The sequence below is a fragment of the Streptomyces sp. NPDC001204 genome, from assembly GCF_053598035.1.
Genome location: NZ_JBSFJL010000022.1, coordinates 1 through 25,998, shown reverse-complemented (window position 1 = coordinate 25,998; position 25,998 = coordinate 1). Strand labels below are relative to the sequence as shown.

Genomic DNA, 25,998 nt, shown 5'->3' with positions numbered 1-25,998 from the left:
CCCTCGTGCTGTCGTGATTCCATCGATGGTTCGGTGAGTGCCGAACTGTCCGGCCGATAGCATGCGGAGTCTTGTGCGGGAGATGCCCGCGCTGGTGGCGCCGGAAGCAACCCGATGTCGGAGACGGACCTGAAGCAGCAGCTCGCCGAGCGGTTCCGCGAGGTCAACGGCGACCATCCAATGACCGACGCAGATGACGTATATGTCAGCGCGCAGTTCGTTGCCCTGGAGGAACTGTGCGCAGTCCATGGCCGCGATGCCTATGCGGTCCGCCGGCTGATGCTGGGGCAGTATCTGCCGCTTCCGGGATATCTGCGCTCCAACGGTGCTGAGATGGTGCCGGCCGACCTGTTCGCTCTCGCCGACGAATCCGGCGGCGTAGAGCTGCTCGAAGCGTGGTTCACCGCTCACTGGGCCGACCCGATCACCGGGAAGGCGGAGTGGAATGCGTATCTCAGCGGACAGTACGTGTGTCTGCATTCGGTGACCCCGGCCGCCATTCAGCGCAAGGATTTGCATCGACGCCGTGCGCGCCCGCTTCTCGCGCCCGTGACCCGGAGCCATGGGTAGCGTTCTGCGGATCGGTTGCGGTCGTTCATGCGGCGCGGACTTCGGGACGTTCGACGAGGTGGCCGCGTTCGAAGCGGGCGCCGGCGCGGACGAGGGCGACGAGGTGGGGTGCGTTCACGGCTCGCCACCGCTGCTGGGCGGACTCGACGAGCTTGAAGACCATCGCCAGGGCGGCGGTGCGGGAGCCGGCACCTCGGGTGACCTTGGCCCGTAGGCGGACGGTGGCGAACGTGGACTCGATCGGATTCGTGTCGACGCCCTCGCTGCCATACTCGCCGAGGCCGAGGCCGCAGGACACGACCCCCAGCAACTCCTCCAGCAAGCCGCCGATCAGCGAGCTCTGGACGATGCTCGCCACCCAGCACGGGTCCTGACCTGGCGTGTCCAGCGTCTCAGCGCAAGGCCGGTGCCCAGCGCACGTGCCCGTGCAGCGCAGGCCCGCAGCGCAGCGTGGCGCCCTGGCGAACCAATACAGGCAGCAACGGCTGCGCCGCCCTCGCAGGCGCCGCACATTCGGCGACGCTGATCACACCCGCTCGGGCAGCCTGGGGGTGAGCAGCTCCAGCGCTTCCTCCCAGCGGAAGCGGTCGGCCCCGCCGCCGACCTTTGGCCGGTGGGGCTCGTACGAGCCGATCAGGACGCCCATCTCGCGCAGCCGGTCGAGGCTCTGTCCGTACGCGGGGTGGGCGGCCTGCGCCGAGTTCACGTACGGCAGAACGGCGGTGGGGATGCCGAAGCCGTACGCCTCGCACAGGATGCCCAGGGCGAGCGTGTCGGATATCCCTGCGGCCCATTTGTTGACCGTGTTGAAGGTCGCCGGGGCTACCGCGATGGCGTCGGCGGGCGGCAGCGGACGAGGATCGCCGGGGGAGCGCCACGCAGAGCGGATCGGGTAGCCGGTCTGGGCCTCGATGGCCGTGGCATCCATGAAGCCCAGGCCCTGCGGGGTGGCGATGACGCCGACGTCCCAGTCCACCTCCTGGGCGGCCGTGATCAGCTTGCCGACGTCGCCGGCGACTCCGGCGGCGCACACGACGACATAGAGGAACGGCTTCTTGGTCTGCTGGTCGGGCTGGTCGCTCACGCGGGGACTCCCAGTTGACGGCTGAAGTGGTGCAGTGCAGGCAGGGTACGGCGGCGATCGCGGGCGGCCATGTCGGCGACCAGCTCCCGGACAGCGGGGCGGCGGATGTCCTGGGCCGCGCAGCTCTCGGCGATGCGCAGCGCCTGGTACCCATCGGCGATGCGGCCCTGCTGGCTATAGGAGCGGGCGGCGTCGACCCACAGGGCGGCACGGCGCTCGGGGACCGGGATGTGCCGGCGCATGAGCGGCCGGGCTGTTTCCAGGGCGATGCCTGTGTCACCGAAGGAGACAGCTGCGCTGACCTGATGGAGGGCGACGTTGGTGGGGCTGAAGTTCGCCCAGGCGTCGGGCCGGTCGAAAGCGACGTAGCGAGCCACCTCTCGGGCTTCGGTGAGGAAGTCCTCGGTGGTGTCGCGGTCTCCGTTCCTGCTGGCTGCGGTCGCGCCACGGAGCAGAAGCAGGCCGACCGCTGCCAGGTAGCGCGGCGACCGCTGGTCGTAGGAGCCGGTGAGCTGGTCGGCGGTGTGGCGGATGATGTTCACGGCCTGTGGTGTGTGCTTCTCGCGGACGAGGACGTGGGCGTGAACGCGGACGCTGGCGGCGAGGACGACGGGGTCTCCAGATCGCTCCGCCTCGGCCATGGCGCGACCGGCAGCGAGCCAGGCGTTGCCTTGATCCGCTCGCTTCAGCAAGAGGCTCACTGACGTCTGGTACGCGGTCGCGAGCAATCCGGATGCCTCAGCCGTGCCGGATGAGCCGCCGGCTGCCTGGCGCAGGTCGGCGATCAGTCCCGGCAGGGTGCGCTCCAACTCGGTGTAGTCGCACGTGCAGAACAACCGCCGTACGGCCCGTGTCCGATCGCGCAGCCCATTGATGTCCAAGGCTTGGCCCGTGGTCGCTGGACTGGCACTGGGCAGCAGGACCTGAACCAGATCGTGATGCGCTGCGGCGGGCGAAGGCGGAACCGTGAGCGCGGCAACGCCCGCGGCAAGGAAGGTACGGCGGTGCATGTCCTCTGCCTCAAGGTCCGAGGTGCTGGTACTCGACGCGGCAGCGAGGCCAAGGCGGTGCAGCGGAATGTCCAGCGCTTGTGCGACCTCGCGCAGCATGCGGACATCATCGGTACCCCGGCCACTCTCCAGGCGGCTCACCTTCGACTGGTGATACCCAAGTGCGGCAGCAACGTCTTTCTGCGAGCGCCGCTGTAACACGCGGGCTTGACGGATCACTTCTCCGATCCGTCTCGCCTCGCTCTGTGCCTCGGCCATCTGTGCCACGGCTCCTCCTGCCGTCGCCGATCCTGCCTGCTCAACCGAGCGTAACCGAGGGGCGATTGGCTGTGATGCAGCTCCTGCATAAGTGATGCAGCTCCGGCACACGGCCTGGCTCCGCTGGTGCCTGGCGCGGTTGCGTGGAGAAGCCGCACCGATCCAGGAGGTCACTCATGGAAGTGCACCAAGTCCGTTTTCCCGTCTCCGGCACACCTGCTGCAGCTACGGCCGCACGGCGGCAGCTCGCGGGCGCGATACGGAACTGGGATGCGTTCCTGGGGCCGGAACTCCTGGACACGGCGGAGTTGGTGGCCGCCGAGCTGATCACGAACGCGGTACGGCACGCGGGACACGGGCCGATCTTGGCCGGCGCGCGCCTGAGCGACGCACGTCTGCTGATCGAGGTGACAGACACAAGCCCTGACGTCCCGCAGGTCGGTCTGCCCGCCATGGACGAGGAAGGAGGACGCGGCCTGTTTCTCGTCGCCGCGCTCGCGGATCGCCACGGATTCGATCAGGTGTCACGAGGCAAGCGCTGTTGGGCCGAGTTCAAGGTGAGCACCCCCTGCCAGCCCTCACAGCGCCCTCCCTTGCAGAGGAGTTGACTGTTGACAGCCGTAGGGGTTCCCCCAGTCGCAGCAGAAGTAGTCGCCATCCGGCCCGGCAGCCCGCTTACCGGTTCCGTTGGTGTCGACGGGTCCAAGAACGCGGCGTTGCCACTGCTGGCCGCCGCCGCGGCCATGCACCGACCGGTGCATGTGGGCAACGTTCCGAGCAACACAGACGTCGAGACCATGCTCACCCTGCTTCAGCAGGCCGGCTGGCACGCGGCCCGCCCCGTCAGCGATCCACACACCGTGGTGATCCTGCCGAGCGACAGAATCCAGTCGGTCCCTGATGCCGACACCGCCGCCCGCATCCGGGCCTCGTACTACCTCGTACCCGCTCTGCTGGGTGCTTACGGGCGAGCCCTACTTCCCTGGCCGGGCGGCTGCCGTATCGGGGAGCGCGGGATGGAGCAGCATTTCAAGGTCTACGAGCGCTTCGGTGACCGTACGACCGTCGACGATCACGGCTACCTCGTGGAGGCAGCATCCGCCCGGACCGGAACGGTTTCGATCATGCTGCCCTTCCGCTCTCGGGGCGCGAGCATCGCTGCTCTCCTGCGTGCGGCCGTAGCCGGACGGCCGCTTCGTCTTGGCCAGCCCAACCTGTCACCGGAAGTGCTCAGCATCGTCGAAGCGCTGCAGGTGGCCGGATGGGAGTGCCGGGTCAGCGAATCCGTCCTGACGCTCGCGCCGCACCCGGCAGCCCCCACGGAGACCATCACCTGGAGGGTGCCCGGCGACAAGATCGAGGCCGGAACGCTGGCCTGTGCGGTCGCGGCGACTGGTGGCGACGCGCGCATCTTCGGCGTACGCGGCGATGACGTCGCTCCCCTGGTCGACGCCCTGCGGTCGCTCGGTGTACCCGCCGGCACCGAGGACGACGTGCTCGCTGTGCAGGCCCGGGACGCCCGCTCCGCCAACAAGCCACTGCGAGCCATCGCTTCCCTCTCCCCCGGCGGTCTGGACGCTGACTTCGAACCACCGCTGATGGCGTTTGCCCTCACCCGCCCCGGCACCCATCTGTTCGCTGACACCATCAACCCGGGCCGCCACGGCAACCTCTTGCCCCAACTCGCGCGCCTGGGTGCCGAGATCCACGAGCTCTCACCCACCGAGTGCCGCTTCACCGGCCCACAGCAGCTGACCGGCGCCGGGGTGGAGACCACCGACATCCGTACGGGCTCCGCCCTGCTCATCGCCGGCCTCACCGCTCGCGGCGTCACCACCCTCGGCGGGCTCGAACAGCTCCGGCGCGGCCATGCCGACCTGCCGACCAAGCTGCATGCCCTCGGCGCCGACATCTGCGAGGTCACCCCGTGAGCCGACAGCTCCGGCGGATCATCGCCACGACCGACGTGCATTCCGCCTTCGACTCGGCCGCAGCGATGCTCGCCCACCTCCACAACGCCAGGGCCGACAGCCTGATCGTGGACTGCGGCGACTTCTTCGAGGGCAGCGGCTTTTACCGGTTGGGCAACGGCCGGATCGAGCACCAGGTCCTCACTGGCCTCTACGACCTGCTCGCACCGGGTAACCACGGCTGGCCGCACTACTTCGAGCCGGCGCTGCACGAGATGACCCTGTGCGCCAATGCAGTCGACGAGAACGGCAAGCCCCTCTTCGACCGCGTACGCATCAAACGCATCGGCGGCCGTCGAGTCGCCGTCACCGCGGTGATCGGACCGCAAGCGTTCAACGCGGTTCCCGTCGACCAACGCGCAGGCCATCAGGTCACCGATCCGGCACAGGCCCTGCGGAAGGTGATGCTGGAACACCATCACTTCACCGACGCCTGGATCGTGTTGTCCCACTCCGGCTTCGACGAGGGCTTGAAGCTCGCCGGCGCGTGCCCGTTCGTGGACGTCATCTTCTCCGGCCACTGTCACAGCGATACCTACGGTCCCGTGCACATCGGCGACACCCTCGTCGTCAAGGGCCACGAACTCGGCCTCGGATACGCCACCGCAGGGCCCGTCGACAGCGGCTGGGACGCCCGCCCGTGCACCTTCCCGAACTCGGCCGCGATCCCCGAGGGCCTCACCGCACTGCACAACGAGATCACCCTCGTGGCACGGACGCTGACGAACCCGCTCGGCACAGTGAACGAGCCATACCGCAATACTCCGTTGGACCGACGCCACCTCCTGACCGAGATCGCCGGCCGACTGCACTCCGGTCTCGGCGCGGACGCGGTCATCCTCAACGAGACCGCCCTGCGTCCCACCCCGCTCGGCCACATCCTGACCCTCGGCGACCTGCTGTCCATCGAGCCCTTCGACAACCAGCTCGTCCACGCCTTCCTCCCCGACGAGCACACCCAGGGCCACGACAAGCTGCTCGGCCACCTCACCGAACGGGTCGGTCCGCTGGTCATCACTCCCACGCCTCTGCCGTCGGCGATACGCAGCGTGCTGACCACCGACTACCTCGCCGACAGCTACCTCGGCGGACGTACGCATCAAGCCGGACTGCGGCTGGGGCAGGCCGCACGAAGTGTCCTGGCCACGCCCTTCCCCTCCACTGCCGGCCTCATCGAAGGAGGCGAACAATGATCCTCACCGGGCCCGAGATCACCGCCGCGACCCACGACGGCCGCCTGGTCATCAGCCCCTTCGAGCCGGACCAGGTCAACCCCAACAGCTACAACGTCCGCCTCGGCCCCACGCTGCTGACCTACACCGCCGCTGAGATCGACGCTCACCGCCCCAACCCCACCCACGAGGTCGAGATCGACCAAGGCGGATACGTACTCCAGCCCGGCGAGCTCTACCTCGGCCACACGGTCGAACATGTCGGCTCCGACACCTTCGTGCCGCTGCTGTTCGGCCGCTCCTCCGTCGGCCGACTGGGCCTGTTCGTAGAGATCACCGCCCCGATCGGAGACATCGGCTTTCACGGCCAGTGGACGCTGATGCTCTCCCCGATCCGCCCGTTGCGCGTCTACACGGGCATGAAGATCGGGCAGATCATGTTCTTCGTCTCCACCGGCGCCATCGACCTCTACCACGGCAAGTACCAGGCCGCCGTGGGCCCCCGACCGTCGGCCTACTGGCGCGACCTTACAAAACTTCGGACGGTGGCCTCGTGATCCTCACCGGCCCCGCAATCGCCGCCGCCGTCCAGACCGGCGAGATCACCATCGAGCCGTACGACCCCGCCCGGATCTCCCCGAATGCCTACGACTGGCGTCTCGGCGACACACTCCGCGTCTGCGACGGTGACCTCGACGCCGCCACCCCAACCACATTCATCGAGCAGCCCATCCCCGCCACCGGCCTGGTGTTGCAGCCCGAGATGCTCTACCTCGGCGTCACGCTGGAGAAGACCGGTTCGGAGACGTACGCACAGATGCTCAACGGCGACCGAACCATCGGCGCCCTCGGCATCTGGGTCCACGTCTCAGCCCCGCTCGGACACCAGGGCCACGCCATCCGCTGGACCCTGGAAATCCGGGCCGCGCGGCCCGTGCGCGTCTACCCGGGGATGACCTTCGGAAAGCTCGTCTTCCTCACCGCCTTCGGCGCCCCGGCCAGCTACCAGCAGCAACCCGCCAAGTACGCGTCGACGGACGGCATCGACATCTCCCGCCTCTACGAAGAGACTCCCGGAGGTGTCCTGTGAGCTCCCGCTCGGCCACCGAGCCGCTGGCCGCCACCTTCCTGGACCTGCCCGCCGGAAGCCCCTGCGGCAGTGTCGAACTCTTCCTCGACCTCTATACGGGTGACCGCCCCCTCATCCCTGCACGCGCGTTCATGCTGGGCCCGTCGAGTCCCAGACGCCCTCTCCCCGCTGGGCTCGACCTGCTGCCCGTGTCGGGGAAGTGCCTGGAGGGTTCCGCCTTCGGTCGCTACGTCTCAGCCCTGCGCAGGGGTCTCGCGATGGCGATCGACCCGACCCAGATCGGCGTACTGTACCTGCAGCACCTCGCCTTCGGGGCCGCTCCCGCCCTGATGCGGGCACTCCCCCTGCATCCCCGCATCGCCTTGGTTCATGGCACGGACCTGATCTTCGCCGAGGCCCACCGCGACCAGCTCCAGGTTCTACGCGAAACCGCCAGGGCAGCCGACGCGATCGTCGTTCCGACAGGGGCAATGGCCGACCACCTCCTCAAGCTCGCCCCACAGATCGACCGCCGAAAGATCACCCGCATCCCCTGGGGCATCCCCGACCACCTGCTCACCGATCCACCGCCCCGCCCCACCCGCACGTCCTCCAGCCACCTGCGACTGCTGTACGCGGGACGGCTGACCGCCGAGAAGGGCGTCGAGGCCCTGGTCAAGAGCGTGGCCCCGGTGCCAGGCGTCGAGCTGAGCATCGCTGCCCCCAGAGCCCAGTTCCATGCCCTGGCCCCGCTACTGCAACGGGCCGGCGTAAGGGCCCGCTACCTCGGATGGCTCCGCCGCCCACAGCTGTGGAGAGCGTTCACCGAGCACGACGTACTGGTCATGCCGTCAACCACCCTGGAGGCCATGGGCCTGGTCGCACTGGAGGCCCAAGCCTGCGGGCTGCCCGTCCTCTACCAACCCGTTCCCGGCCTCAGCGAAGCCCTCGCCGCCTCTGGCGTTGCCACCGACTTCACCCAGGCTGCCGCCCTGGCCCGTGACCTCAACCGGCTGCGCACCTCCCTCGGCCTGTTGCCCGCCCTACGGCAGGCGGGCTACGCAAACGCCGCACGCTATCCACTCTCGGCGACCGCACGATCCCTGACCGAACTCGGCCGCCAACTCGCCTGAACGGTTCCGAGCGGTCCGCCACGCCGCTACCCGGCCCGCTCCGCGAACGTCACTACGCTGGCCGGCGGGATGCCCCAGCGAAGAGGGAGACCATGACGTACGACATCGACCGCATCGAAGCCCTGCTCGACGAAGGCGTCCGCGACAAGGTGTACCCCGGCGCCGTGTGGGCCGTCGGAGACGTCAATGGCATCCGCGCCCAAGGCATCGCTGGTGTCCTCGATCCCGACGAGCCGGACGTGCCGATGCGCGCCGACACTGTGTTCGACGCCGCCAGCCTCACCAAGATCCTCGCTGTCTGGTCATGCATCGGCGCTCTGTGGGAGGACGGCGCCCTCGACCTCGACCAGCCGCTCGGCACCTTCTGGCCGGAGGTCTCCGGCCAGCCCCTCGACGCCGTGACCACCCGTCAGCTGCTGACGCACACGGCTGGCCTTCCCCTGCGTGCCCAGCTGAAGAACCTCTACGGCACCGACAAGGAGGACATCCGCCGAGGCGTGCTGCACGAGCAACTCCACCGGCCACCAGGCGAGGCCGTCGAGTACACCGACCGGGCCGCCCTCATCCTCGGCTACCTCGCCGAACGCCTCTCCGGCCAGACCTTGGACCATCTGGCCACCGTCCGCATCTGGCAACCACTGGGCATGGATAGCACCCGCTTCGGCCCACTGCCCGATCAGATCGCGGATCGCTGTGCCCCGACCGAACTCGACCGGGACACTGACACCCACCTCAAGGGAACCGCCCACGACTTCTCTGCACGCCTCCTGGGTGGCGTCTGCGGCATCGCAGGCGCCTTCACCGTCCTCGACGACCTCGCCGCCTTCCTCCGCTACATGTTGGACACCAGTACCGCACCGCAGCGAGCCGGCTTCGGCCCCGGCTGGACCGCAACGTCACTGACCATCCAGACCGGCACCTTGGCACCCGTGCGTGGCCTGTTCTGGCACACCGCTCCCGGGACCGCCCCAGTCGACGATGTCTGGGTCCACTACGGATTCACCGGAACCGGCACATGGATCTCACCCCGCCAAGGCCGGTGGGCCGCACTGCTGACGAACAAGCTTTACTACACCCGTGACCGGCAGCCCTTGGCCGACGTACGCAACGCCTTCCGTGGTCTGGCCTTTTCGCCAGGTGGATCCGCGCCTATGTGATTCGATCCCTCTGCAGAGGCAATGCTCGGCGGGCCCCGCATGTTGAAGTCGCCTCGACTGTCATACGCGGGTGCCATGCTTCCCGGATGGCCAGCAAGAACAAGCGACGGCGTGGGCAGGTCGGGCCCACCGTACCCGCGAAGCAGAGCAACTCAAGTAGTGGACCCGACGGTTCCCTGTGGATGCGGACGCGCTCAGGGGCGCGGGCGGGCCGCGGGTTTCACTACCAGGATGCCGTCGGAGCGTGGCTGTGCGGCCGCGTACTGTCCCGCGCTCTCGTCATCGATCGCATTGTCCCGGAGGGATTTGAAGACCTCTCCTGTGAAGGCCCGACGCCCTGGCACGTCCAGGTGAAGTCACGCCAGGAAGGTTCCTGGGGTCATTTTGGGAGCCGTTTGGGAGCTGACTTCAATAGCGGGCTCCCGGGTCGCCGCCAGAGCCTGGCCGCCCCAAACGGCATGTGGCGCGCCCTGCACGCCGTGGTCGTCGGTGATCCGCTGCAGCTGGCACCCGTCGTTGTCCTACTGTGGACCGCGCAGCGTGCCCTACGCGAAGAAGATGGCATGGGCTGGGAATGGCCGCCCAGCCGCACCTCGGTACAGCAGCTGGCCGACCGCACCAACCACTATGGCACCCTGCTGCCCGCCGAGCTCCCCGACGTTCCCACGCGGTGTAGACCGCGGTGATGGGGCTCCTTGAAAATGGCTCTGGCCGCAGTTTCGTGAACCACTGCGCCTGGTGCGCCAGCAGAGAGACGCACCGGTCGGCCGTGGTCCCGACCGTAGGGCATGCTGTTGCGGTGAGTGATCCTCAACCAGCATGGCAGCAGTGGCTGAACAGCTTGGACCTGCCGCAGAAGGCCGTCGCGGAGTCGCTGCGTGCCCAGTTCAGCACCCTCGGCGTAGCCGATCCTGTCGACCTGATCAAGTCGGAGGTCATGGAAGACCTTCCGCAACTCGCGCGATTCGTGCTGCTGCGGAGCCTGTGGCGCGGCGCGATCGACGGCTGGTCCGACGCGGTCTTGCTCGGTCAACTGCCCGCCGCGCAGAGGCTTCTTGCCGCCGGGGCGGACAGGGAGGACCTTGTTCGCTTGGTCCGAGCAGTTGCCTATGAGGCGGTGTTCGCGACGCTCGACGAGCTGGACGCCGGCGGCGCTGTGAACGTGTCGGGCGTGGAGGCCGGCTGGGTGGTCATGGAGTCGGGCGAAGATGGCTCCCCGACCGGGCGAGCCCTGTCGGGCCTGCATGAAGACCTCCTGACAATGGATCCCAGCGGGCGCGACGGAGCTGACCTCTGGCAGTGAGGGCAGACCTTTGGGCTGGTCATTGCAGCTCACAGCTGGGTGAGGATCCGGGTCCGGAGAAGCTCGAACGAGGCTCGGCCATACATGGCTCGCTTGAGCGTTTTCACCCGGTTCACGTGCCCTTCGACGACGCCGGAACTCCACGGCAGGGTGAGGCCCGCGGTGACGGCGTCCAGGTCCTGGCGGAGGAAGCCGGCGAAGCCCCGCATCGGCTTCGGCGCTTCCTGTTCGGCCTGGCGGATCCGTTCCAGCAGCAGGCAGCCGCGTCGGTGACGGACGAGATCGGCGAAGGCGCGAGCGAGGTCGCAGGCGCGGGTGATGTCAGGGCAGGCAAGCCGGACCTGAAGGAGCCGTTGATCCTGGCTCTTGGTGAGGGTGTCGCGGGGCTGCATGATCCAGGAAGTGATCTTGCGGGGGCTGGGGATGTCGCCCCGGACCGGTTCGGCGGTACCTGCCCGCAGGGCGGCGAGGTGCTTGCGGACGACCTGGCGGCTGCCCCGGTAGCCGCGTTCGTGGATCTCCTGGAACAGGCGGGTGCCGCTGACCTGGCCTTGAGTCTCGGCGAACCGAGCGTTGAGGTATGCCTTGAACGGCTCCAGTACCCCGTTGGGGCGGCGGTCGCGGGCCGAAGCCAGCAGTTGGTCGAGGTCGGTGTCGCGGAAGCGGGGCACGGTCTTGCGGTCGAGGTTCAGCCGCCGGGCGATCGCGCTGATCGTCCAGCCCTTCTCCACCAAGCGGTGGATGTCCTCGTAGCGGTGACGGGTCCGCTCGACGATCTGGGTGCGGGGCAATTCCGGTACCGGCACTTCCATCGGCACCGGTTCCGGCACCGTAATCTCTGGCTCCTGTTCGGCGCGTTTGGGCAGGCAGTCGCGGTGCTGGTGGCAGGTTTTCTCCACCGTGGCAGACAGGTTCTGAAGCAAGTGCCAGCGATCAGCGACTTCCAGGGCGCTGGGGGCGGCCTCCTTGACCGCCTTGGTGTAGGCGCTGGCCCGGTCCCGGCAGATGATCTCGGCGCCGGGGTGGTCCCTGAGCCAGGCTGCGAACGTCTCCGAGGTGCGGTCGGGCAGCACGTCCACGACCCGGCCGGCCTCGACGTCGACCAGCACGGTGCCGTAGGTGCAGCCTTTGCGGAAGGCGAACTCGTCCGCCCCCAGCACCCGCGGCGCCCGGTCCGGCACCGTCGGCGCCGTCAACAGCCTGAGCAGTCGGGTCCGGCCCGCGGCCATCCGCAGACGCCGGCACAGCCTGGCGGCCGGACGGCCGCCGAGCTCGATCGCGATCGACCGCAGCCAGCCCGTCAGCCCGGTGCTGGAGCGGCGGTGCCGCTCGGACAAGCCCGGCACCTGCTCGACGAACGTCTTGCGGGAACAGATCTTCCGTTCGCAGAAGTACCGACGCACCCGCAGCCGGACAATGACCTAGCGAGGGCCTAACGGCCGCTCGTCCAGGGTGCGTTGATACATGCTGTGTACGCGTCTCGCCTGCTTGCGGCAGTCCGGGCACCGACCCGGACGAGCCGTCGACACCGCCTCCACCACCAAGACGCTGGAGAAGTCGCTCACCCGCTCCACCCGAACATCGATCCCGGAAAACAGCACATCGTCGACCGTCTTGCTCGCCACGGCAGGAGACACTCTGCCGAAACGATCCCTCGTTCCCGCTGCTGACCTGGGGATTCACGAAACTGCGGACAGAGCCATTTTCAGAGAGCGCCAACAGCGGGGCCTCGCCGCGCGTCCACCGGCGCTGCAACAACCTCACGTTCAGCATCAGCAACGCGATTCCTACGACAGCTTCATGGTGTACGGCACACCCGACCGAGGCCCCTACCGCTACGGTCCCAGCAGCTGCTGGGTGTACGTGACCGCCGCCGGCGCCGAGGGGCAATGGATCCTCGAGGAGGGGATGGCGCTGCGCCGCATCTTCGAACGGCTACGGGGCGACGGCGGTATCGACCTCGCCCGGGACGTGTACGGGATCAGCCCCTCCCGCGGCGTCGTCCTCGGGGCGCGGGAGGACCTGCCGGGGCCTGCTGCCCGACGGTCGAGTCGGGCAGCATCCATACGACCCGAGGGAAGGAGGCCAACGTCGTGGTCCTCATCCTCGGCACAGACGCGCGACGCCCCGGCGCCCGCGCCTGGGCTGCCTCCCGCCCCAATCTCCTGTTCTTCATCGGCAACCGCGACGCTTGGCGTGACCAGCGGTTTTTCGCCACCCTCGCCGACACGCTGCCCACGCACGACTGGCGACGAGGGCGACCCCTCCCCACCTCTACCGGGGGCGTTCGTTAGGCGAGCGCGGAGACCGCCGAGAGTGTGGACGCGATGAGGGACACAAGGCCGGGCACGCCTCCGCACTTCTGCTGGATCTTCTCCAACAGCCCTCTGGCCACGGCCCGCCCCTCGGGGTTGTCCAGCGTTTGCTCGGCTACCGTGTCCAGGAAGCCGACGCACAGCTCGTAGTCCTCGACTTGGTCCCGTTCACGCTCCATGCCCTGCCGGATCCGCACCAGGAGCTCGGTGATGCCTTGTAACTCCTCCCGACCGAGACCGGAGTTGTCCTGGCTCTGGGTCGAGTGGAAGGCCCCCGGCTGGTTCTGCACGTTCTGCATGGATCCGCTGTTCTGAATGCCTGTGTTGGTGCCACCCGGCTGTTGCCTGCGACCGAACATCACACTGCCCCTCCTGCCTTCTGATGAGAGCCCACGGCCCCCGGCTGGTTCTGCACGTTGCTCATTTCACCGGTGTTGATGATGCCGCTGTTGAGGACGACCGTGATTCGTTTCCTGTACTCGCCGGTGTCCACGTTGTGCTCGACGAGGAAGCCCTCGACCGCAGCGAGGACGCGGCCCTGCATCATCTCGATGTAGCGGCGGGCGTCGTCGTACTGAAGCATGTCGTCCATGTATCGGGTCGAGTAGACCTCGCGCAGGCTCACCGGCCCATTACCGGGGTCCTGGGCGGGCCGCAGCTCGCTGTTCTTGGCTCGCTTGAAGAGCCGGACCACGAACCAGCCCGTGTCCACGGCGGCGAGGTACGCCGTGCGCCGCCGCCATGCCCACCCGGCGCCTGCCGCCTTCCTCTCCGCCTCGCGTACAACGGGGTGGACCGGGTTGACAACGTGGGGGCGGACGACGACCCGCAGGTAGTGGTTCTCGTAGGCGAAGCCCACGAAGATCGAGGCCACCAGTTCGCCGTCCCAAGAGGTCATCCGCACGCACAGAAAACGTCGGGCGACCTTCGGCGCACGTTGCGCGTTCGCTGCCATTACGCCTTCCCGGGCCAGTGTGACCAGCCCCTCCCACCATTCGGGCGTCAGCGCCTCCCAGCGGTCAGCCGCGATAGCCGCGACACCGAACACCTCCTGCTGGCTGTCGGGGTGGTAGTCCGGCAGTGGCTTTATGGGACGCTGCAGTTCACGGGCTACATGCGCGTGCAGGTCGTCCGGGGTGAACCGGACTACCCCCTCACCAGGGCGGGACCCGGCCAACAGTTCCTCCACACCGGGTAGAGCCCGTAAAGGGCTCTTTCCGTCTTCAGAGCCCTGGCCGTCGTCCTCGTCCCTCGGCTTGGCCGGCGTCACGTCAATACCGATCTGGGTCTCGAACCAGACCTTGCCGGCCCCGACGAAGTGGTACTTCGCTCCCGAGGCACGGACCTGGTTCTGATACGGCACGACCTCCCCATACGACGTGTCCCGGATCCGCTCCACCGCCCGTCGGAACCGACGGGGCACATCGGCACCCCACGTCTCACCAGCGTCGGCGCCAATCACCGCGCGTAGCTGCCTCTGGGCGAGCACCCGATCCATATAGAAGGCCGCCCACAGCCCGATCAGGACCACCAGCGGCGCCAGGTAGGCGAGCGGTGTCAGCACCCACAGCCCGCCCGCCGCACAGGCCAGGACAGTGAGAGCACGACGCAGCCACAGCAGGCGTTGAACCTGCGCGCACGCGTTCAGTACGGGCTCCAGGTCGAAGCCCTGCGACGGCACCGGCCGCCCTCCGGCCGCGATCCGGCAGCGCACCCATCGCGCGTACTCGTGGCCAACCAGTACCCGTGGCTGACTGGGCGCGGTCGGCTCCTCCTCGTCGTCCAACAGCTTCTTCAGCTTGTCTTGCTCACCAGCGATGGCCCGCTTCGCGGCCTGCTCCAGGCGCCGCTCGCGCACCTTCTTGGGGGTGAGTCTGTCGCCGAGCTGCTTTGCCTTCTTCCGCCGCCACTTTCCGAGCTTCTCGGCGAACTCCTCGGCTCTGTCCGGCCGCAGGTGCGCGACCGCGCACAGTAATCGGGTGGGCTCGGTCATTCCGCCTATGCCATGGCCGGCCGGATGGTGGCCATTCACCCCGTACAGCGGCACCGTCGGCACCTTCAGCAGCGACCAAGCTTCGTCTGCCTTGCCTTTCGCAGATCTTGCTGACTCCGTGTCCATGCACCCCCCCGATGAGCGATCGTGCCCCACCCAGGCGGTCGCTGCCTAGCACGCCTAAGCGCCCCAATAGCACCAAATCGGCGCCGATGGACGGAAGTTCGGACGCGACGATGCACCGGAGCGGGTTCGGTGGCGAGGAACCGCTGCCGGGCCCGACCGGGGCAGCCGACCGGTTCGCCCTCGCCGGTTACTACCTCCAGCGCTTCCCACCCGCGCGTACGCCGTCCTGCTCAACGTCATGCACAACGCCGCCCAGCCCTTCGGCACCCCGGCCCCGGCCCACCCCAACGTCTCGACCACCATCTGGCGCACCCTGGCCGGCTCCACCCGCGGGATCTACGCCTTCGAATGCTCCTTCAGCCTCGACATCGTCTGAGCTCACCTCGACGGCCTCGACTTCAACCGCGCCACCCGCCTCGGTCTGACCGCCGGCGGCCTGGTACGCGACATCACCCCCCACTACGAGCCCCGCGAACCTCTCGGCTTCGCCCTGACGTGAGCCTTGCACCCGCACGGCCGAAGGCACGCCGCACGGGCCGAGCAGCACCGGTAGGCGTTCGGGTGCCTCCTGGGTCACTCGGCGACGTCAACGCCGTAGCCGCGGGCCAGGTCGGCTAGACCGTGGTCGTAGCCCTGCCCGACGGCACGCAGCCGCCAGCCGTCGCCTCGGCGGTAGATCTCGGCGAGGATCATGGTGCGCTCGGTGGTGGCAGCGTCGAGGGTGGCCCGGGCGGTCGGGGCCGCGCCGATCCCGCCGGTGGCGGTGATCTCGATGGCGCCGATGTCGGAGAACGTAGCAGTGCCGTCGATCGCGGCGGCGATGACGACCCGGTGGACCTCCAGGGGCAGTCGCTCCAGGTCAGCGGTGACGGCCTGTTCCGTGGGGCCGTCCGTAGCGAGCCGTACGGTGCCGTCCGGATGCTCGGGTGCGCCGTAGAAGACGAAGTCCTCATCTCCTGCTACCTGCTCATGCGCGTCGAGTGCGAAAGCGACGACGTCCACCTCGCAGGTGGTGTGCTGACCCCACGCGGCGGCCACCGTCCAGGCTGTGTCGGCGTCGGGCAGGTCGATGACGGCGCCTCGGACCAGTACGTCTGCCGTGTCCGGCTGGTTCCCGGCCGTGCTCTGTGCCGGCGCGGGTATCGGGGCAGGGGCGGGTGCGAGGAGCCAGTCGGCGTCGTGCACACGCAGTCCGAGGGAGGCGATGCGGCTCATGCGCCGGTCCGATTCGCCGCCTGGCAGCACCACGATGTCGGTCACTCTGGCCGAGAGGTTGACCGCTGCGGAGGCACCGAGATCGACAACGCGAGCGCGTGCCGCCGCGGCCTCCTGGTGGGTGCCTCCCAGGACCAGGACCCGTCGCCCGGCCAGCGACCGGTCTGCGCCGGCAGTGGGTGTGGTCGGTGCAGTGGTGCGCTGGGCGGGGACGTTCGGCGCGGGCGTGGCCTGTGCAGTCGTAGCGTTCCCAGGTGTCTCGGCCGTGCGGCGTTGCCCGGCGGTGCCGATGCGGGCGGTGCCCTTGGCCTGACCGGGCTGCACATTCTCCAGCAGCCGCAGGTAGGTCGGCTCGTCCACGAGGGGGACGCCCTCGGCCGTGGCACGACGCAGTTTGCCGGATGCGGCGCCGGGATCGTTGGTGACGACGACGCTGGTCTGGCCGCTGACCGAGGTCATCATGTTCAGCCCGGCCGCCACCGAGCGGGCGACCAATTCCTCGCGGGAGATCTGGGTGTCCCCGGTGATGGCGACCTTCATCCCCTGCACTAGTGGCCCGCCCGCCGCCAGGCGGCCGGGATTGCGGTAGGCGCAGGGAGTCTTGGGGACGTAAGGCTTGTAGTCCTGGCGGGGCGGGCAGGTCAACAGTGGCAAGGGGAGGCCCAGTTGCTCGGCGGCGTCGAGCGAGCCGTGCAGGACGCCTGAGAGTACCCGTACGTCGTCTCGTGCGTCGTGGGGGACTTCCAGCCGGCGTACGTTGTCGACGGTCTTGCCGTACGCCTGCGCGGACGCGCCGCACGAGTTGTTGCCGATCATGCCGCCCAACGCGCAGTGGCTGTGGGTGGAGGGCTTCGGCCCGAACTGCAGTGTGTGGTCGGACAGCCGCTGGTTGAGTGCGTCGAGGACGATGCCCGGTTCGACCACGCAGGTGCGCGCGTCGGGATCGACGGAGATCAGGGCCTGGCAGTACTTGGTCCAGTCGATCACCACGGCGGTGTTCGTCGTCTGTCCCGCCAGGCTGGTGCCGCCACCGCGGGACAGCCCCGGCGCGCCGAACCGGGCGCACACCCGCACGGCCTCTGCCCCGGCCTCCACGGTGCGCGGGACGACGACTCCGATCGGCACCTGCCGGTAGTTGGAACCGTCCGTGGCGTACGCGCCTCGGCTCCCGGCGTCGAACCGTACCTCCCCGTCCACGGCCTCGCGCAGCGCCGCCTCCAGGCCGGCCACGTCCACCGCGGAGGCGTCGAGGGGGGATGTGCCACTCATCCGGGGCATCGGGGGCAACCGCCTTCCTGGACCGTGCAGGACGTCCTGGGCCGTGCGGACGGCGGCCCTGTCGCCGTCATCCACCGCGAGTACCCGCCCTTGCAGTGTGCAAGGGCGGCTTTTCGGGCGCCCGCCGGACGGCGCGGAAGCGGCGGTGCGGTGAGGGCGGCACGGCAGTACGGGACAGACGTCGGCGGCGCCGGACCTATGGGGTCGGCACATGAGCCCGGTCGGGTGAGGTCTCCATGCCGAGCGTGCGGTACGACCCGCACGTGCTGCGGCCGCTGGGCACCACACTCAACGCGGCGGCCCGCGCGCTGGAGACCGCCTGGCGGCGGGCCAGCTCAGAGCCTGTCGTCGGTCACGGTCAGCTCCCTGCTCAGTAGGCCCGTCCAGCTCTCCGCGATGGCGTCGACCAGTTGCTCGCGCTGGCCGCCCCAGCGGCCCGGGGTCCAGTTGCGGGCGGCGTAGTCGAGCTGGACGATTGCCAGCCCCCCACCCCCCGACCGGCTCACCACAGCCGTCCGCAAGAAGGACCGCGGTGACCGCCTCTACCTGGACGTACAGCGCAACGGCTACGCCCAGACCGCGGCCGCCCCCTTCACCGTACGGGCCCGCCCCGGTGCGCCCGTCGCCGTCCCCGTCTCCCGGGACCAGCTCGCCGACCCGGCCCTCAGGCGCGCCCGCGGAGGTTTGGCCTAGCAACCTGCGGCCACCCGAAAAAAGGAGGTGGCCATGTCGAACGCATATAACGCATCAGGGTCACAGAATTCGCAAAAGTAACAAAATCGAAGGAGTCACGCACTGGCTACAACAACAGCACGATGGGCCACCGGCCGAGCCCGATGCAGGTGCTGCGCGAGGCGCGCGCCCAGTTCGCCGAGCTGACCGGCCTGACCGCCGAGTCCGTCACGTCGTTCGGGCAGACGGAGGACGGCTGGTCGCTGGAGGTCGAGGTCCTCGAACTCGTTCGAGTGCCCGACACCATGAGCCTGATGGCGAGCTACCTGGTCGAACTCGATCCGCAGGGGCAGCTCACCGGTTACCGGCGCCTGCGCCGCTACGAACGCGGACGCGCCGACGCACACCGGCCCGGCGGCCACTAGGCCGCCCGCTCGCAATCACAGTCCCACACACAGACAAGGAGGCGCGGTTGGCATGACCGTTGTTCCGGCACAGACGTCCGGTGGCGGAGGCGGCAGCAGCGGCCTCTACGACGTACTGGAACTCGTCCTCGACAGGGGGCTGGTGATCGACGCGTTCGTGAGGGTTTCCCTGGTAGGCATCGAGATCCTGAAGATCGACGTGCGTGTCGTCGTCGCCAGCGTGGACACCTACCTGCGCTTCGCGGAGGCGTGCAACCGGCTCGATCTGGAGGCCGGTCCGCACAGGACCCCGGGCCTGCCCGACCTCGTCGGCGAGGTCACCGAGTCCGGTGCGCGCGGCAAGGCCAAGGGCGCGCTGTCCGGCGCCGCGGAGACCGTCTCCGACGCCTTTAAGCAGGCCCGTGAGGAGCACTCGGACGAGACCCGGCCGCGGGCCCGCAAGCCTACGTCGGCGCGCCGGAGGGAGGAGCAGGAGTGAGCACGTACGTCTACGGGATCACGGCCGCCACGCACCCCTCGCTGCCGGAGGGCATGGGCGGTGTAGGCGATCCGCCGCGCGGGATACGCATCCTCAAGGCGGGCGAGCTGGCGGCGGTCGTCAGCGACGCGCCCGAGGGGCTGCGCCCCAAACGGCGGGACCTGCTCGCCCACCAGAGCGTGCTCAGCGAGGCCGGCGCGGGCGGCTGCGTGCTGCCGATGCGGTTCGGCAGTGTCTCCCCGGACGACGACACCGTCACCGGCGTGCTCACCGAGCGCGCCGAGCACTACAAGGAGCGCCTTCGGGCGCTGGACGGCAAGGTCGAGTACAACGTCAAGGGCAGTCACGTCGAGGAGGCGGTGCTGCACCGCGTGATGGCCGAGAACCCCGAGATCCGGTCCCTGGCGGAGGCCAACCGGCGCTCCGGCGGCGGAGGTTACGAAGACAAGCTCCGGCTCGGTGAGCTGGTCGCGGCCGCCGTACAGGCCCGCGAGGCCGACGACGCCCGCGAGATCGTGCACGCCCTTGAGCCGCGGGCCGCCGCGGTCAGCGACGGCCCGCCCTCCACCGGCTGGCTGGTCAACGCGTCGTTCCTGGTGGACCGGTGCTCGGCAGACGAGTTCCTGGCCGCCGTCGAAGAGGCCCGCAAAGACCTGCCCCACCTCGATCTGCGCGTCAACGGCCCGCTGCCGCCGTACAGCTTCGTCGAGCCCGGCCCCGCCGAGCCCGCGAGCACCACGGCGGGGGCCGACGCGGGAGCGGAGTGACGCCATGGGTCTCATCTCCGAGGTGCTGCTGCTGCCGTTCGCTCCGGCGCGCGGCAGTGCGTGGGCAGTCAGGCAGGTACTGCGCGAAGCCGAGCGCATCTACTACGACCCGGCCACGGTACGGGCCGAACTGGCGCGACTGGAAGAGAAGTTGGAAGCGGGCGAGATAACCGAGGAGGAATACGACCGCCGGGAGGACGAGCTCCTGGACCGGCTGGAGATCGGCATGCGCGGGGGCGCGGGGACAGGTGAGGGGACAGCACGATGAATCGAGTGGCACTCGGCCTCGCGGTAGGGACCGGATATCTCCTGGGACGGACGAAGAAAGCGAAACTCGCCCTCGCCGTGGGCAGCATGGTGGCGGGCAAGAAGCTGAACCTCGGCCCGCGCGGAATCGCGGAGCTGGTCAACCAGCAGATGGTGAACAACCCGCAGTTCAAGGAGATCGGGGATCAACTGCGCGAGGAACTGCGGGGCGTGGGCAAGGCGGCCTCAGGGGCCATGGTCGAACGGCAGATGAACGCGCTCGCCGACCGGCTGCACGGGCGGACCGCGCAGGTCCGCGACGAGCTCGCCGGCGTCGTGCCACAGCCCGGCGGGGAGGAGGCCGAGGGGGAGGACGCGTACCCGGACGAGTACGAGGAGCGGGAGGGCCGCGAGGCCGAGGAGGAGACCGAGCCCGCGGGCGAGGCCGCAGACCGGGGCGAACCGGCCCGGAAGGAAGCGGCCCAGGAGAGGCCCCCCGCGAGGAAGGCACCCGCCAAGAAGGCGCCCGGGAAGAAGACCGCAGAGAAGGTGTCGGCGGACACACCGGCCAAGAAGAGGCCCCCCGCGAAGAAGGCCCCCGCCAAGAAAGCGGCGGCGAAGAAGACGGCGGCCGGGCGCCCGGCCGCGAAGAAGACGGCCGCGGCCGGCGACGCGACCCGCGCTGCCCGCTCCCGGCGGCCGAAGGGTGATGGTGACCGATGACCGAGGCTCTGGGATCCGTGACCTCCACCGCCGACAGGGCGGCGGGCGGCGCGACGAAGAACAACCCCTTGACCGACCTCGCCCACAGCGAGGCCGCCGACCGGCTCAAGGCCGAAGCACAGGACTACCTCGCAGCCCAGGCCGAACGGCTGCTGGCCGGCTTCGGCCACAAGCTCGGCGAGACCACCGGCAAGCTGACCGACATCGCCGAGGGCAACAGCCCCGGCTTCGCCAAGCTCGCCCTCGACACCGGCCGCAAGCTCGCCGAGGGCAAGGGCCCGCTGCGCTCGGCCCTGGAGCTGGGCGCCTCCCGTGCCAAGGAGAGCGTCATGGGCGCGCTGAAGAGCCTCGGGGGCGGCAAGGGCAAGCGCAAGCGCGGCGGGGGCAACAAGCCCATCGTCATCATCGAGTCCGTCGACGTCGGCGTGCCGCTGCGCACCGCCTACGACCAGTGGACCCAGTTCCAGGACTTCAGCACCTTCGCCAAGGGCGTCAAGAGCGCGAGCCGCGCCGACGACACCCACTCCGACTGGCAGCTGAAGGTGTTCTGGTCCAGCCGAAGCTGGAAGGCCCACACCATCGAGCAGGTGCCCGACTACCGCATCCAGTGGACGTCGGAGGGCGCGAAGGGCACCACGAAGGGCGTCGTCTCCTTCCACCGGCTGGAGGAGAACCTCACCCGAGTCCTGCTGGTCATGGAGTACTACCCGAGCGGCCTGTTCGAGAAGACCGGGAACATCTGGCGGGCCCAGGGCCGCCGCGCCCGGCTGGACCTGAAGAACTACGTCCGCTTCATCACCCTCAAGGCAGAGGCCGACGAGGGCTGGCGCGGCGAGATCCGCGACGGCGAGGTCGTCCGCAGCCACGAGGACGCGGTCGAGGAGGAGGAGCGGGAGGCCGCCGAGGGCACGGAGGGGGAGCCCGAAGAGGAGGAGGGCCCTTACGCCGAGGAGGAAGAGCCTGAGGAGGAGGAAGAGCCCGAAGAGGAGCCCGAGGGAGAGGAAGAGCCCGAAGAGGAGCCTGAGGAGGAGGAAGAGCCCGAAGAGGAGCCTGAGGAGGAGGAAGAGCCCGAGGGGGAGGAAGAGCCTGAGGGGGAGGAGGAGGCCGAGGAAGAGGAAGAGCCCGAGTACGCCGAGGGCGGGGGCCGCCGATGACGACGCCCAGCCGACTGCCCGAACCGTACGGCCCGAGCAGCGGGGCCAACCTCGCCGACATTCTCGAGCGCGTGCTCGACAAGGGCATCGTCATCGCGGGCGACATCCGCATCAACCTGCTCGACATCGAACTGCTCACCGTCAAACTCCGGCTCGTCATCGCCTCGGTCGACAAGGCCAAGGAGATGGGTATCGACTGGTGGGAGAGCGACCCGGCGCTCTCGTCCCGCGCCCGTCGCGACGAACTCGCCCGGGAGAACGCGGAGCTGCGCGAGCGGCTGGCGCGGCTGGAGGAACTGGAGCTGGACCGCGGCCGACGGGAGCCGGACCGCCTGGAGCGGGGCCGCGTGGACCAGGACCGTGCCCGTAAAGAGGCACCATGACCGGACTGCGGTACGTCTACGCCGTCTGCTGGCCCCTCGGCGCGCCCCTGGGCATCCGCTGGGGCGGCAGACCAGCCCTCGCCTCGTGATCGAACAACTCGGCGAATGTTGTCGGGCATGCTCTCACGCTTGGCGGAGCGACGAGAGGAACGCGCACCGGGTCGGGCTTGGCACTTCGCCGGGCGTGATCGGCAGGCTTGATCCACTCTGGGGGAGCCGTCCGGGGCCGACCACAGCCGTTCCGGCGAACGTCCCCGGTCAGAGCAGTAGCTAGGGATTACCGGGGCTGCTGGTCAGCCGCGGGCGCGGAGGCTGGCTTCTTCGAGGTCGAGTTCCCGCTGGATCCGGCGCCGGGTGGCATTGCTGATCTTGTTCGCTTCGTAGAGGCGCTGGAGCTCGGCCGCTTCGATTGCGATGAGTGTCCGACGTATCTCGCGGTAGGCGTCGGCAGGACGGGCGTCGGGGTCGCTGTAGTGGGCATCTTCGGCCTGGTGGATGCGCGCCTCCAATTGGCGACGGGCCTGTTTCAAGGCGGTCTCGGCGGCGGCACCCAGATCCGCGAGCTGATCCAGATCGCCAAGCTGTTTGAGCTCTTCGAGAGCGGCCTTCGCAATGTGTCGGCGGGTCCGGACCTCCTCGCGCACGGAGTGCTCCGGCTCCAGAGCGATGCCGGAGAGGCGTACGACAGGGGCGAGGGTGAATCCCTGGAAGATGAGGGTGAGCGCGACGGTTCCGGTGGTGAGCATGAGGATGAGGGCCCGGTGCGGCAGCGGCGCCCCTGTGTGGGTGGTCAGGGGGATGGAGAGTGCGGCGGCCAGCGGCATGACGCCTCGGGTGCCTGCCCAGGACAGGACGGCCGGAACGCGCCAGGAGAGGCGACTGTCGCCCTCTCTGTGCCGGTATTGGATCAGGGCAGAGAGCGGGAAGATCCACAGCAGGCGGATCGTGAGCAGAGTGAAGACGATCACCGGGACCCACAGCGGCCAGCCGTGCTCGTCGTGCGCGAGCTGACGGACGAGAGAGGGGAGTTCGAGGCCGATGAGAGCGAAGACGACGCTCTCCAGCAGGAAGGTCACGGTGTCGTAGACGGCGTGGACCTGGAGGCGGTTGGGGGCGCTGCTGAGTTTGTGGCCGGCGCTGCCGAGGACGACCCCGGACACAATGACGGCAGTCACTCCGGAGGTGTGCGAATCGTCCGCGATGACGTACGAGGCGTACGGCGTGACCAATGCGATCACGGTCTCCAACATGGGGTCCTCGGTCCGTCTGCGGATGAGAGTCACCACTGCGGCGACAGCCGCGCCGATGAGGGCTCCTCCGCCCGCAAGGATCAGAAACTGTCCGACGGTTCCAGACACGGTGATGGCGCTGCTGGAAACCGCGGTGGCCACGGCGACCTTGTACAGGACCAGGGACGTGGCATCGTTGAACAGGCTTTCCGCCTGCACCATCACCTGCACACGGGGTGGGAGGGAAAGGCGCCGACCGAGCGCGGAGACCGCCACGGGGTCGGTGCTGGCCAGGACAGATCCGAGGATGAACGCGGACGCCGTGGTGAGCGGTGTGATCGCTCGCGCGACGTACCCGACAGCGATGGCTGAGGCGAGAACCAGGCCGAAGACCAAGCCGGTCACAGGCCGCCACACGGTGCGCAGGTCACGGACAGAGATTTCCCCGGCCGAGGCGAAGAGTAGTGGCGGCAGCACCAACACACTGATCACGTGCGGCGGCAGGCGGACCCCGGGGACCCAGGGCATCAACCCAACGATCAGACCGGCAACCACCAGGAGCGAAGGGGCGGGCATACGCCAGCGCCGAGCGCCGGTCGTCACGGCTGTGGCCAGGACCACGAGCAGCAGGATGACGGTCAGGCCGGTCATGGAACGTCCCCGGTGGGTTACGGCTTGTTACCCCCTCTGACCAGGTGCTTAATCAACGTAACCGACCTCGGGCCGTGATGCAGCTCACATGGGGCCGCGACCGTCCAGGGTGCGGCAGTCGTTACGGCGGCGCACCGCCGGCTTCCGTCCGCCGAGGCACCGGTTCAGCGCCGTGGTGCCGTCGGCCCTTTCACTGCCCGGCCTTGGGTCAAGGCCCGATGCCCACCGACTTCCACTCGACGTGCCAGTAGATCACCACACCCGGGCCGCGGTAGCGCTGGTGTCACTCGGCCATCAGGTTCGAGGACCAGAAGTCGAACTTGCCGCTGGCGGAGACGCACGCCGTGCCGCTGCCCCACCACATCTCGTCCCGGGCAGCGAAGGTGGCGTTCACCAGCTTCACCAGCGCGGAGAGAACCAGCTCAGGAGACTCGGCGCCCACCTCGCCCCCAGACCAACCTCCGCTGGCGCGGAAAGCACGTACGGTTGGCTTCGTTCGCTTTCGGGGTAAATAAGGCCGGGCCACTACTGCAGTGCGTGGACCGCGGCTGAGAACACCGAAGGCATCCGGGACGCTGCCGGCACGATGAGGCGGGCGGTGCTGGGACGGCCGCCTGCGGCCAGCAGGGCCCTGGTGAGCAGCCGGTGGCGCCGAGTCAGCCGCACCCAGGCACGCTCATACTCGTCCGGTCGCCCGGCGGCCAGGCAGCGGACGGCGGCCCCGGCCGTGGCCAGTGCGAGGGCGATGCCCTCGCCGGTGAGGGCATCCAGGTAGCCTGCGGCGTCGCCGACGAGCAGGACACGGCCGGCGGTTCTGCGCCGCACCCGCTGCCGCAGTGGTCCGGCTCCGCGTACCTCCGTCGCGACCGAGCCGCGCAGCGACGCGGTGAGGGTCGGGAAGCCGGCCAGGTGCTCGTCGTAGCCGCGACGGTTGCGGCTGAGGACCGCGACGCCCACCAGGTCGTCGTCGACCGGTGTCACATAGGCCTCGCCGTGCCGGGCCCAGTGGACCTCCACGAAGTCCGTCCACGGCTCGGCGCGGTAGTGCCGGCGAAGTCCGTAGCGGCCATGGGGGCGGCCCGGCAGTTCCAGCCCCAGGCTGCGGCGCACCGGGGAGTGCAGGCCGTCGGCGGCGATCAGCCAACGGGCCGTGGTTCCAGCGGCGGTGACCGTGTCTGCGCTCTGGTGTACCTCGCCGACCTTGCCCGGCAGCATGCGCACGCCGAGGCTGAGCGCGCGCTGGTGCAGTGCGGAGTGCAGCGTTGTACGGCGGATTCCCCGCCCACTCCGGCCGCGGAATGACGCTTCGGCGCGGGTGGTGCCCTCCACGTAGCGGATGCCGCGCAGTTCGCGGCCGGTGATCTCGACGCCCAGTGTTCGCAGCGCGGCGACACCGCCGGGCATGACTCCTTCTCCACAGGCCTTGTCCACGGGCGCGGTCCGGGGTTCAACGACGACGGCCTCCAGGCCGGCGAGCGCTGCGTGGATGGCCGCGGCCAGTCCGGCGGGTCCGCCGCCGGCCACCAGTACGTCGATCATGCCGACGCCGGCGTGGTCGCGGCGGCGAGCGCCCGGTTCTCGCAGCGGATGCGCACGGTGAGCAGGGCGGCGTTGAGT

At 69.1% G+C, this 25,998-nt stretch carries 26 protein-coding genes and 4 pseudogenes; 19 read left to right on the top strand and 11 right to left on the bottom strand.

Annotated features, from left to right (window positions below; all coding sequences use genetic code 11):
* Nucleotides 1-114: 114 nt before the first annotated feature.
* Nucleotides 115-570 (top strand): DUF6058 family natural product biosynthesis protein, encoded by a 456-nt coding sequence (locus ACWC91_RS26900; protein ID WP_384436176.1) that lies wholly within the window; start codon nt 115-117, stop codon nt 568-570.
* Nucleotides 571-595: 25 nt separating this feature from the next.
* Here ACWC91_RS26900 and ACWC91_RS26895 read toward each other — a convergent pair.
* A pseudogene (locus ACWC91_RS26895) lies at nt 596-820 on the bottom strand (IS256 family transposase); the annotation flags it as partial.
* Between the two features lie 3 nt (nt 821-823).
* On the opposite strand from ACWC91_RS26895, the pseudogene ACWC91_RS26890 reads away from it, so the two are divergent.
* Nucleotides 824-1,096 (top strand): annotated as a pseudogene (locus tag ACWC91_RS26890) (mobilization protein); the annotation flags it as partial.
* On the opposite strand, the gene ACWC91_RS26885 reads toward ACWC91_RS26890, so the two are convergent.
* Both ACWC91_RS26885 and ACWC91_RS26880 read right to left on the bottom strand, forming a co-directional pair.
* On the bottom strand, nt 1,097-1,654 hold the full coding sequence (locus ACWC91_RS26885) for a flavoprotein (protein ID WP_141363666.1): 558 nt from the start codon (nt 1,652-1,654) through the stop codon (nt 1,097-1,099). It lies immediately after the preceding pseudogene.
* Nucleotides 1,651-2,922, bottom strand: a complete 1,272-nt coding sequence (locus tag ACWC91_RS26880; protein WP_141366879.1) for a helix-turn-helix domain-containing protein — start codon at nt 2,920-2,922, stop codon at nt 1,651-1,653. The genes ACWC91_RS26885 and ACWC91_RS26880 overlap by 4 nt, the downstream gene beginning before the upstream one ends.
* A gap of 176 nt (nt 2,923-3,098) precedes the next feature.
* On the opposite strand from ACWC91_RS26880, the gene ACWC91_RS26875 reads away from it, so the two are divergent.
* The 8 genes from ACWC91_RS26875 to ACWC91_RS26840 all read left to right on the top strand — a co-directional run bounded on the left by ACWC91_RS26875 (nt 3,099) and on the right by ACWC91_RS26840 (nt 10,726).
* The gene (locus ACWC91_RS26875; RefSeq protein WP_141363664.1) at nt 3,099-3,530 is read left to right on the top strand and encodes an ATP-binding protein; all 432 of its coding nucleotides are present in this window, start codon (nt 3,099-3,101) and stop codon (nt 3,528-3,530) included.
* Nucleotides 3,531-3,533: 3 nt separating this feature from the next.
* Nucleotides 3,534-4,853, top strand: coding sequence for a UDP-N-acetylglucosamine 1-carboxyvinyltransferase (locus ACWC91_RS26870; RefSeq protein WP_141363662.1), 1,320 nt, complete (start codon nt 3,534-3,536; stop codon nt 4,851-4,853).
* Nucleotides 4,850-6,085: a metallophosphoesterase gene (locus tag ACWC91_RS26865; protein WP_390728944.1), complete on the top strand. Its 1,236-nt coding sequence runs from the start codon at nt 4,850-4,852 to the stop codon at nt 6,083-6,085. Before ACWC91_RS26870 ends, ACWC91_RS26865 begins: the two co-directional genes overlap by 4 nt.
* Complete coding sequence (gene dcd / locus ACWC91_RS26860; protein WP_141363658.1) at nt 6,082-6,621, top strand: dCTP deaminase; 540 nt, start codon at nt 6,082-6,084, stop codon at nt 6,619-6,621. The genes ACWC91_RS26865 and dcd overlap by 4 nt, the downstream gene beginning before the upstream one ends.
* On the top strand, nt 6,618-7,154 hold the full coding sequence (locus ACWC91_RS26855) for a dCTP deaminase (protein ID WP_384436168.1): 537 nt from the start codon (nt 6,618-6,620) through the stop codon (nt 7,152-7,154). Before dcd ends, ACWC91_RS26855 begins: the two co-directional genes overlap by 4 nt.
* Entirely contained in the window at nt 7,151-8,266 is a 1,116-nt protein-coding gene (locus ACWC91_RS26850; RefSeq protein ID WP_450643683.1) for a glycosyltransferase family 4 protein, read from the top strand. The genes ACWC91_RS26855 and ACWC91_RS26850 overlap by 4 nt, the downstream gene beginning before the upstream one ends.
* A 92-nt stretch (nt 8,267-8,358) precedes the next feature.
* Nucleotides 8,359-9,423: a serine hydrolase domain-containing protein gene (locus ACWC91_RS26845; protein ID WP_384436162.1), complete on the top strand. Its 1,065-nt coding sequence runs from the start codon at nt 8,359-8,361 to the stop codon at nt 9,421-9,423.
* Nucleotides 9,424-10,222: 799 nt separating this feature from the next.
* Nucleotides 10,223-10,726 (top strand): hypothetical protein, encoded by a 504-nt coding sequence (locus tag ACWC91_RS26840; protein WP_384436156.1) that lies wholly within the window; start codon nt 10,223-10,225, stop codon nt 10,724-10,726.
* A 29-nt stretch (nt 10,727-10,755) separates the two neighbouring features.
* On the opposite strand, the gene ACWC91_RS26835 is transcribed toward ACWC91_RS26840, so the two are convergent.
* The 3 genes from ACWC91_RS26835 to ACWC91_RS26825 all read right to left on the bottom strand — a co-directional run bounded on the left by ACWC91_RS26835 (nt 10,756) and on the right by ACWC91_RS26825 (nt 15,160).
* Nucleotides 10,756-12,135 (bottom strand): ISL3 family transposase, encoded by a 1,380-nt coding sequence (locus tag ACWC91_RS26835; protein WP_384436237.1) that lies wholly within the window; start codon nt 12,133-12,135, stop codon nt 10,756-10,758.
* 881 nt (nt 12,136-13,016) lie between these two features.
* Complete coding sequence (locus tag ACWC91_RS26830) at nt 13,017-13,340, bottom strand: hypothetical protein (protein WP_384436153.1); 324 nt, start codon at nt 13,338-13,340, stop codon at nt 13,017-13,019.
* A gap of 59 nt (nt 13,341-13,399) precedes the next feature.
* On the bottom strand, nt 13,400-15,160 hold the full coding sequence (locus ACWC91_RS26825; protein WP_390728940.1) for a hypothetical protein: 1,761 nt from the start codon (nt 15,158-15,160) through the stop codon (nt 13,400-13,402).
* Nucleotides 15,161-15,398: 238 nt separating this feature from the next.
* Between ACWC91_RS26825 and ACWC91_RS26820 the strand changes: the two genes are divergently transcribed.
* The gene (locus ACWC91_RS26820) at nt 15,399-15,536 is read left to right on the top strand and encodes a hypothetical protein (protein ID WP_384436148.1); all 138 of its coding nucleotides are present in this window, start codon (nt 15,399-15,401) and stop codon (nt 15,534-15,536) included.
* 197 nt (nt 15,537-15,733) lie between these two features.
* On the opposite strand, the gene ACWC91_RS26815 is transcribed toward ACWC91_RS26820, so the two are convergent.
* Nucleotides 15,734-17,644, bottom strand: a complete 1,911-nt coding sequence (locus tag ACWC91_RS26815) for a TerD family protein (RefSeq protein WP_390728939.1) — start codon at nt 17,642-17,644, stop codon at nt 15,734-15,736.
* Between the two features lie 344 nt (nt 17,645-17,988).
* Nucleotides 17,989-18,159 carry a hypothetical protein gene (locus tag ACWC91_RS26810; RefSeq protein ID WP_172633074.1) on the bottom strand — a complete coding sequence of 57 codons (171 nt, stop codon included), beginning with the start codon at nt 18,157-18,159 and terminating at the stop codon, nt 17,989-17,991.
* Between ACWC91_RS26810 and ligD the strand changes: the two are divergent.
* The 8 genes and pseudogenes from ligD to gvpJ form a co-directional block, all read left to right on the top strand.
* Nucleotides 18,146-18,343 (top strand): annotated as a pseudogene (gene ligD / locus ACWC91_RS26805) (non-homologous end-joining DNA ligase LigD); the annotation flags it as partial. The gene ACWC91_RS26810 and the pseudogene ligD overlap by 14 nt on opposite strands.
* A 36-nt stretch (nt 18,344-18,379) precedes the next feature.
* Nucleotides 18,380-18,750 (top strand): annotated as a pseudogene (locus tag ACWC91_RS26800) (gas vesicle protein GvpO).
* Between the two features lie 52 nt (nt 18,751-18,802).
* Complete coding sequence (locus ACWC91_RS26795) at nt 18,803-19,228, top strand: gas vesicle structural protein GvpA (RefSeq protein WP_141363643.1); 426 nt, start codon at nt 18,803-18,805, stop codon at nt 19,226-19,228.
* Complete coding sequence (locus ACWC91_RS26790) at nt 19,225-19,995, top strand: GvpL/GvpF family gas vesicle protein (RefSeq protein WP_384440464.1); 771 nt, start codon at nt 19,225-19,227, stop codon at nt 19,993-19,995. The genes ACWC91_RS26795 and ACWC91_RS26790 overlap by 4 nt, the downstream gene beginning before the upstream one ends.
* Nucleotides 19,996-19,999: 4 nt before the next feature.
* Complete coding sequence (locus ACWC91_RS26785; protein WP_141363639.1) at nt 20,000-20,263, top strand: gas vesicle protein GvpG; 264 nt, start codon at nt 20,000-20,002, stop codon at nt 20,261-20,263.
* A complete protein-coding gene (locus ACWC91_RS26780; protein ID WP_390728938.1) occupies nt 20,260-20,964 on the top strand; it encodes a hypothetical protein in 705 nt (234 codons plus the stop codon). Before ACWC91_RS26785 ends, ACWC91_RS26780 begins: the two co-directional genes overlap by 4 nt.
* Nucleotides 20,961-22,118, top strand: coding sequence for an SRPBCC family protein (locus ACWC91_RS26775; protein ID WP_390728937.1), 1,158 nt, complete (start codon nt 20,961-20,963; stop codon nt 22,116-22,118). The genes ACWC91_RS26780 and ACWC91_RS26775 overlap by 4 nt, the downstream gene beginning before the upstream one ends.
* On the top strand, nt 22,115-22,501 hold the full coding sequence (gene gvpJ, locus ACWC91_RS26770; protein ID WP_376549539.1) for a gas vesicle protein: 387 nt from the start codon (nt 22,115-22,117) through the stop codon (nt 22,499-22,501). Before ACWC91_RS26775 ends, gvpJ begins: the two co-directional genes overlap by 4 nt.
* 293 nt (nt 22,502-22,794) lie before the next feature.
* Here gvpJ and ACWC91_RS26765 read toward each other — a convergent pair whose 3' ends face one another.
* From ACWC91_RS26765 to ACWC91_RS26755, 3 genes are all read right to left on the bottom strand, one after another.
* Entirely contained in the window at nt 22,795-24,381 is a 1,587-nt protein-coding gene (locus ACWC91_RS26765) for a Na+/H+ antiporter (RefSeq protein ID WP_376408435.1), read from the bottom strand.
* A 283-nt stretch (nt 24,382-24,664) separates the two neighbouring features.
* Entirely contained in the window at nt 24,665-24,823 is a 159-nt protein-coding gene (locus ACWC91_RS26760; RefSeq protein WP_172633073.1) for a hypothetical protein, read from the bottom strand.
* 83 nt (nt 24,824-24,906) lie between these two features.
* Entirely contained in the window at nt 24,907-25,920 is a 1,014-nt protein-coding gene (locus ACWC91_RS26755) for an NAD(P)/FAD-dependent oxidoreductase (RefSeq protein ID WP_141363630.1), read from the bottom strand.
* Nucleotides 25,921-25,998: the final 78 nt, after the last annotated feature.

What these genes read in the sequence shown, in the direction of transcription:
- ACWC91_RS26875 (WP_141363664.1), top strand. Translation starts at nt 3,099, where the DNA reads ATGGAAGTGCACCAAGTCCGTTTTCCCGTCTCCGGCACACCTGCTGCA.
- ACWC91_RS26775 (WP_390728937.1), top strand. Translation starts at nt 20,961, where the DNA reads ATGACCGAGGCTCTGGGATCCGTGACCTCCACCGCCGACAGGGCGGCG.
- ACWC91_RS26780 (WP_390728938.1), top strand. Translation starts at nt 20,260, where the DNA reads ATGAATCGAGTGGCACTCGGCCTCGCGGTAGGGACCGGATATCTCCTG.
- ACWC91_RS26830 (WP_384436153.1), bottom strand. Translation starts at nt 13,340, where the DNA reads ATGCAGAACGTGCAGAACCAGCCGGGGGCCTTCCACTCGACCCAGAGC.
- ACWC91_RS26845 (WP_384436162.1), top strand. Translation starts at nt 8,359, where the DNA reads ATGACGTACGACATCGACCGCATCGAAGCCCTGCTCGACGAAGGCGTC.
- ACWC91_RS26815 (WP_390728939.1), bottom strand. Translation starts at nt 17,644, where the DNA reads ATGAGTGGCACATCCCCCCTCGACGCCTCCGCGGTGGACGTGGCCGGC.
- ACWC91_RS26900 (WP_384436176.1), top strand. Translation starts at nt 115, where the DNA reads ATGTCGGAGACGGACCTGAAGCAGCAGCTCGCCGAGCGGTTCCGCGAG.
- ACWC91_RS26765 (WP_376408435.1), bottom strand. Translation starts at nt 24,381, where the DNA reads ATGACCGGCCTGACCGTCATCCTGCTGCTCGTGGTCCTGGCCACAGCC.
- ACWC91_RS26880 (WP_141366879.1), bottom strand. Translation starts at nt 2,922, where the DNA reads ATGGCCGAGGCACAGAGCGAGGCGAGACGGATCGGAGAAGTGATCCGT.
- dcd (WP_141363658.1), top strand. Translation starts at nt 6,082, where the DNA reads ATGATCCTCACCGGGCCCGAGATCACCGCCGCGACCCACGACGGCCGC.
- ACWC91_RS26795 (WP_141363643.1), top strand. Translation starts at nt 18,803, where the DNA reads ATGACCGTTGTTCCGGCACAGACGTCCGGTGGCGGAGGCGGCAGCAGC.
- gvpJ (WP_376549539.1), top strand. Translation starts at nt 22,115, where the DNA reads ATGACGACGCCCAGCCGACTGCCCGAACCGTACGGCCCGAGCAGCGGG.
- ACWC91_RS26825 (WP_390728940.1), bottom strand. Translation starts at nt 15,160, where the DNA reads ATGGACACGGAGTCAGCAAGATCTGCGAAAGGCAAGGCAGACGAAGCT.
- ACWC91_RS26755 (WP_141363630.1), bottom strand. Translation starts at nt 25,920, where the DNA reads ATGATCGACGTACTGGTGGCCGGCGGCGGACCCGCCGGACTGGCCGCG.
- ACWC91_RS26785 (WP_141363639.1), top strand. Translation starts at nt 20,000, where the DNA reads ATGGGTCTCATCTCCGAGGTGCTGCTGCTGCCGTTCGCTCCGGCGCGC.
- ACWC91_RS26820 (WP_384436148.1), top strand. Translation starts at nt 15,399, where the DNA reads ATGCACAACGCCGCCCAGCCCTTCGGCACCCCGGCCCCGGCCCACCCC.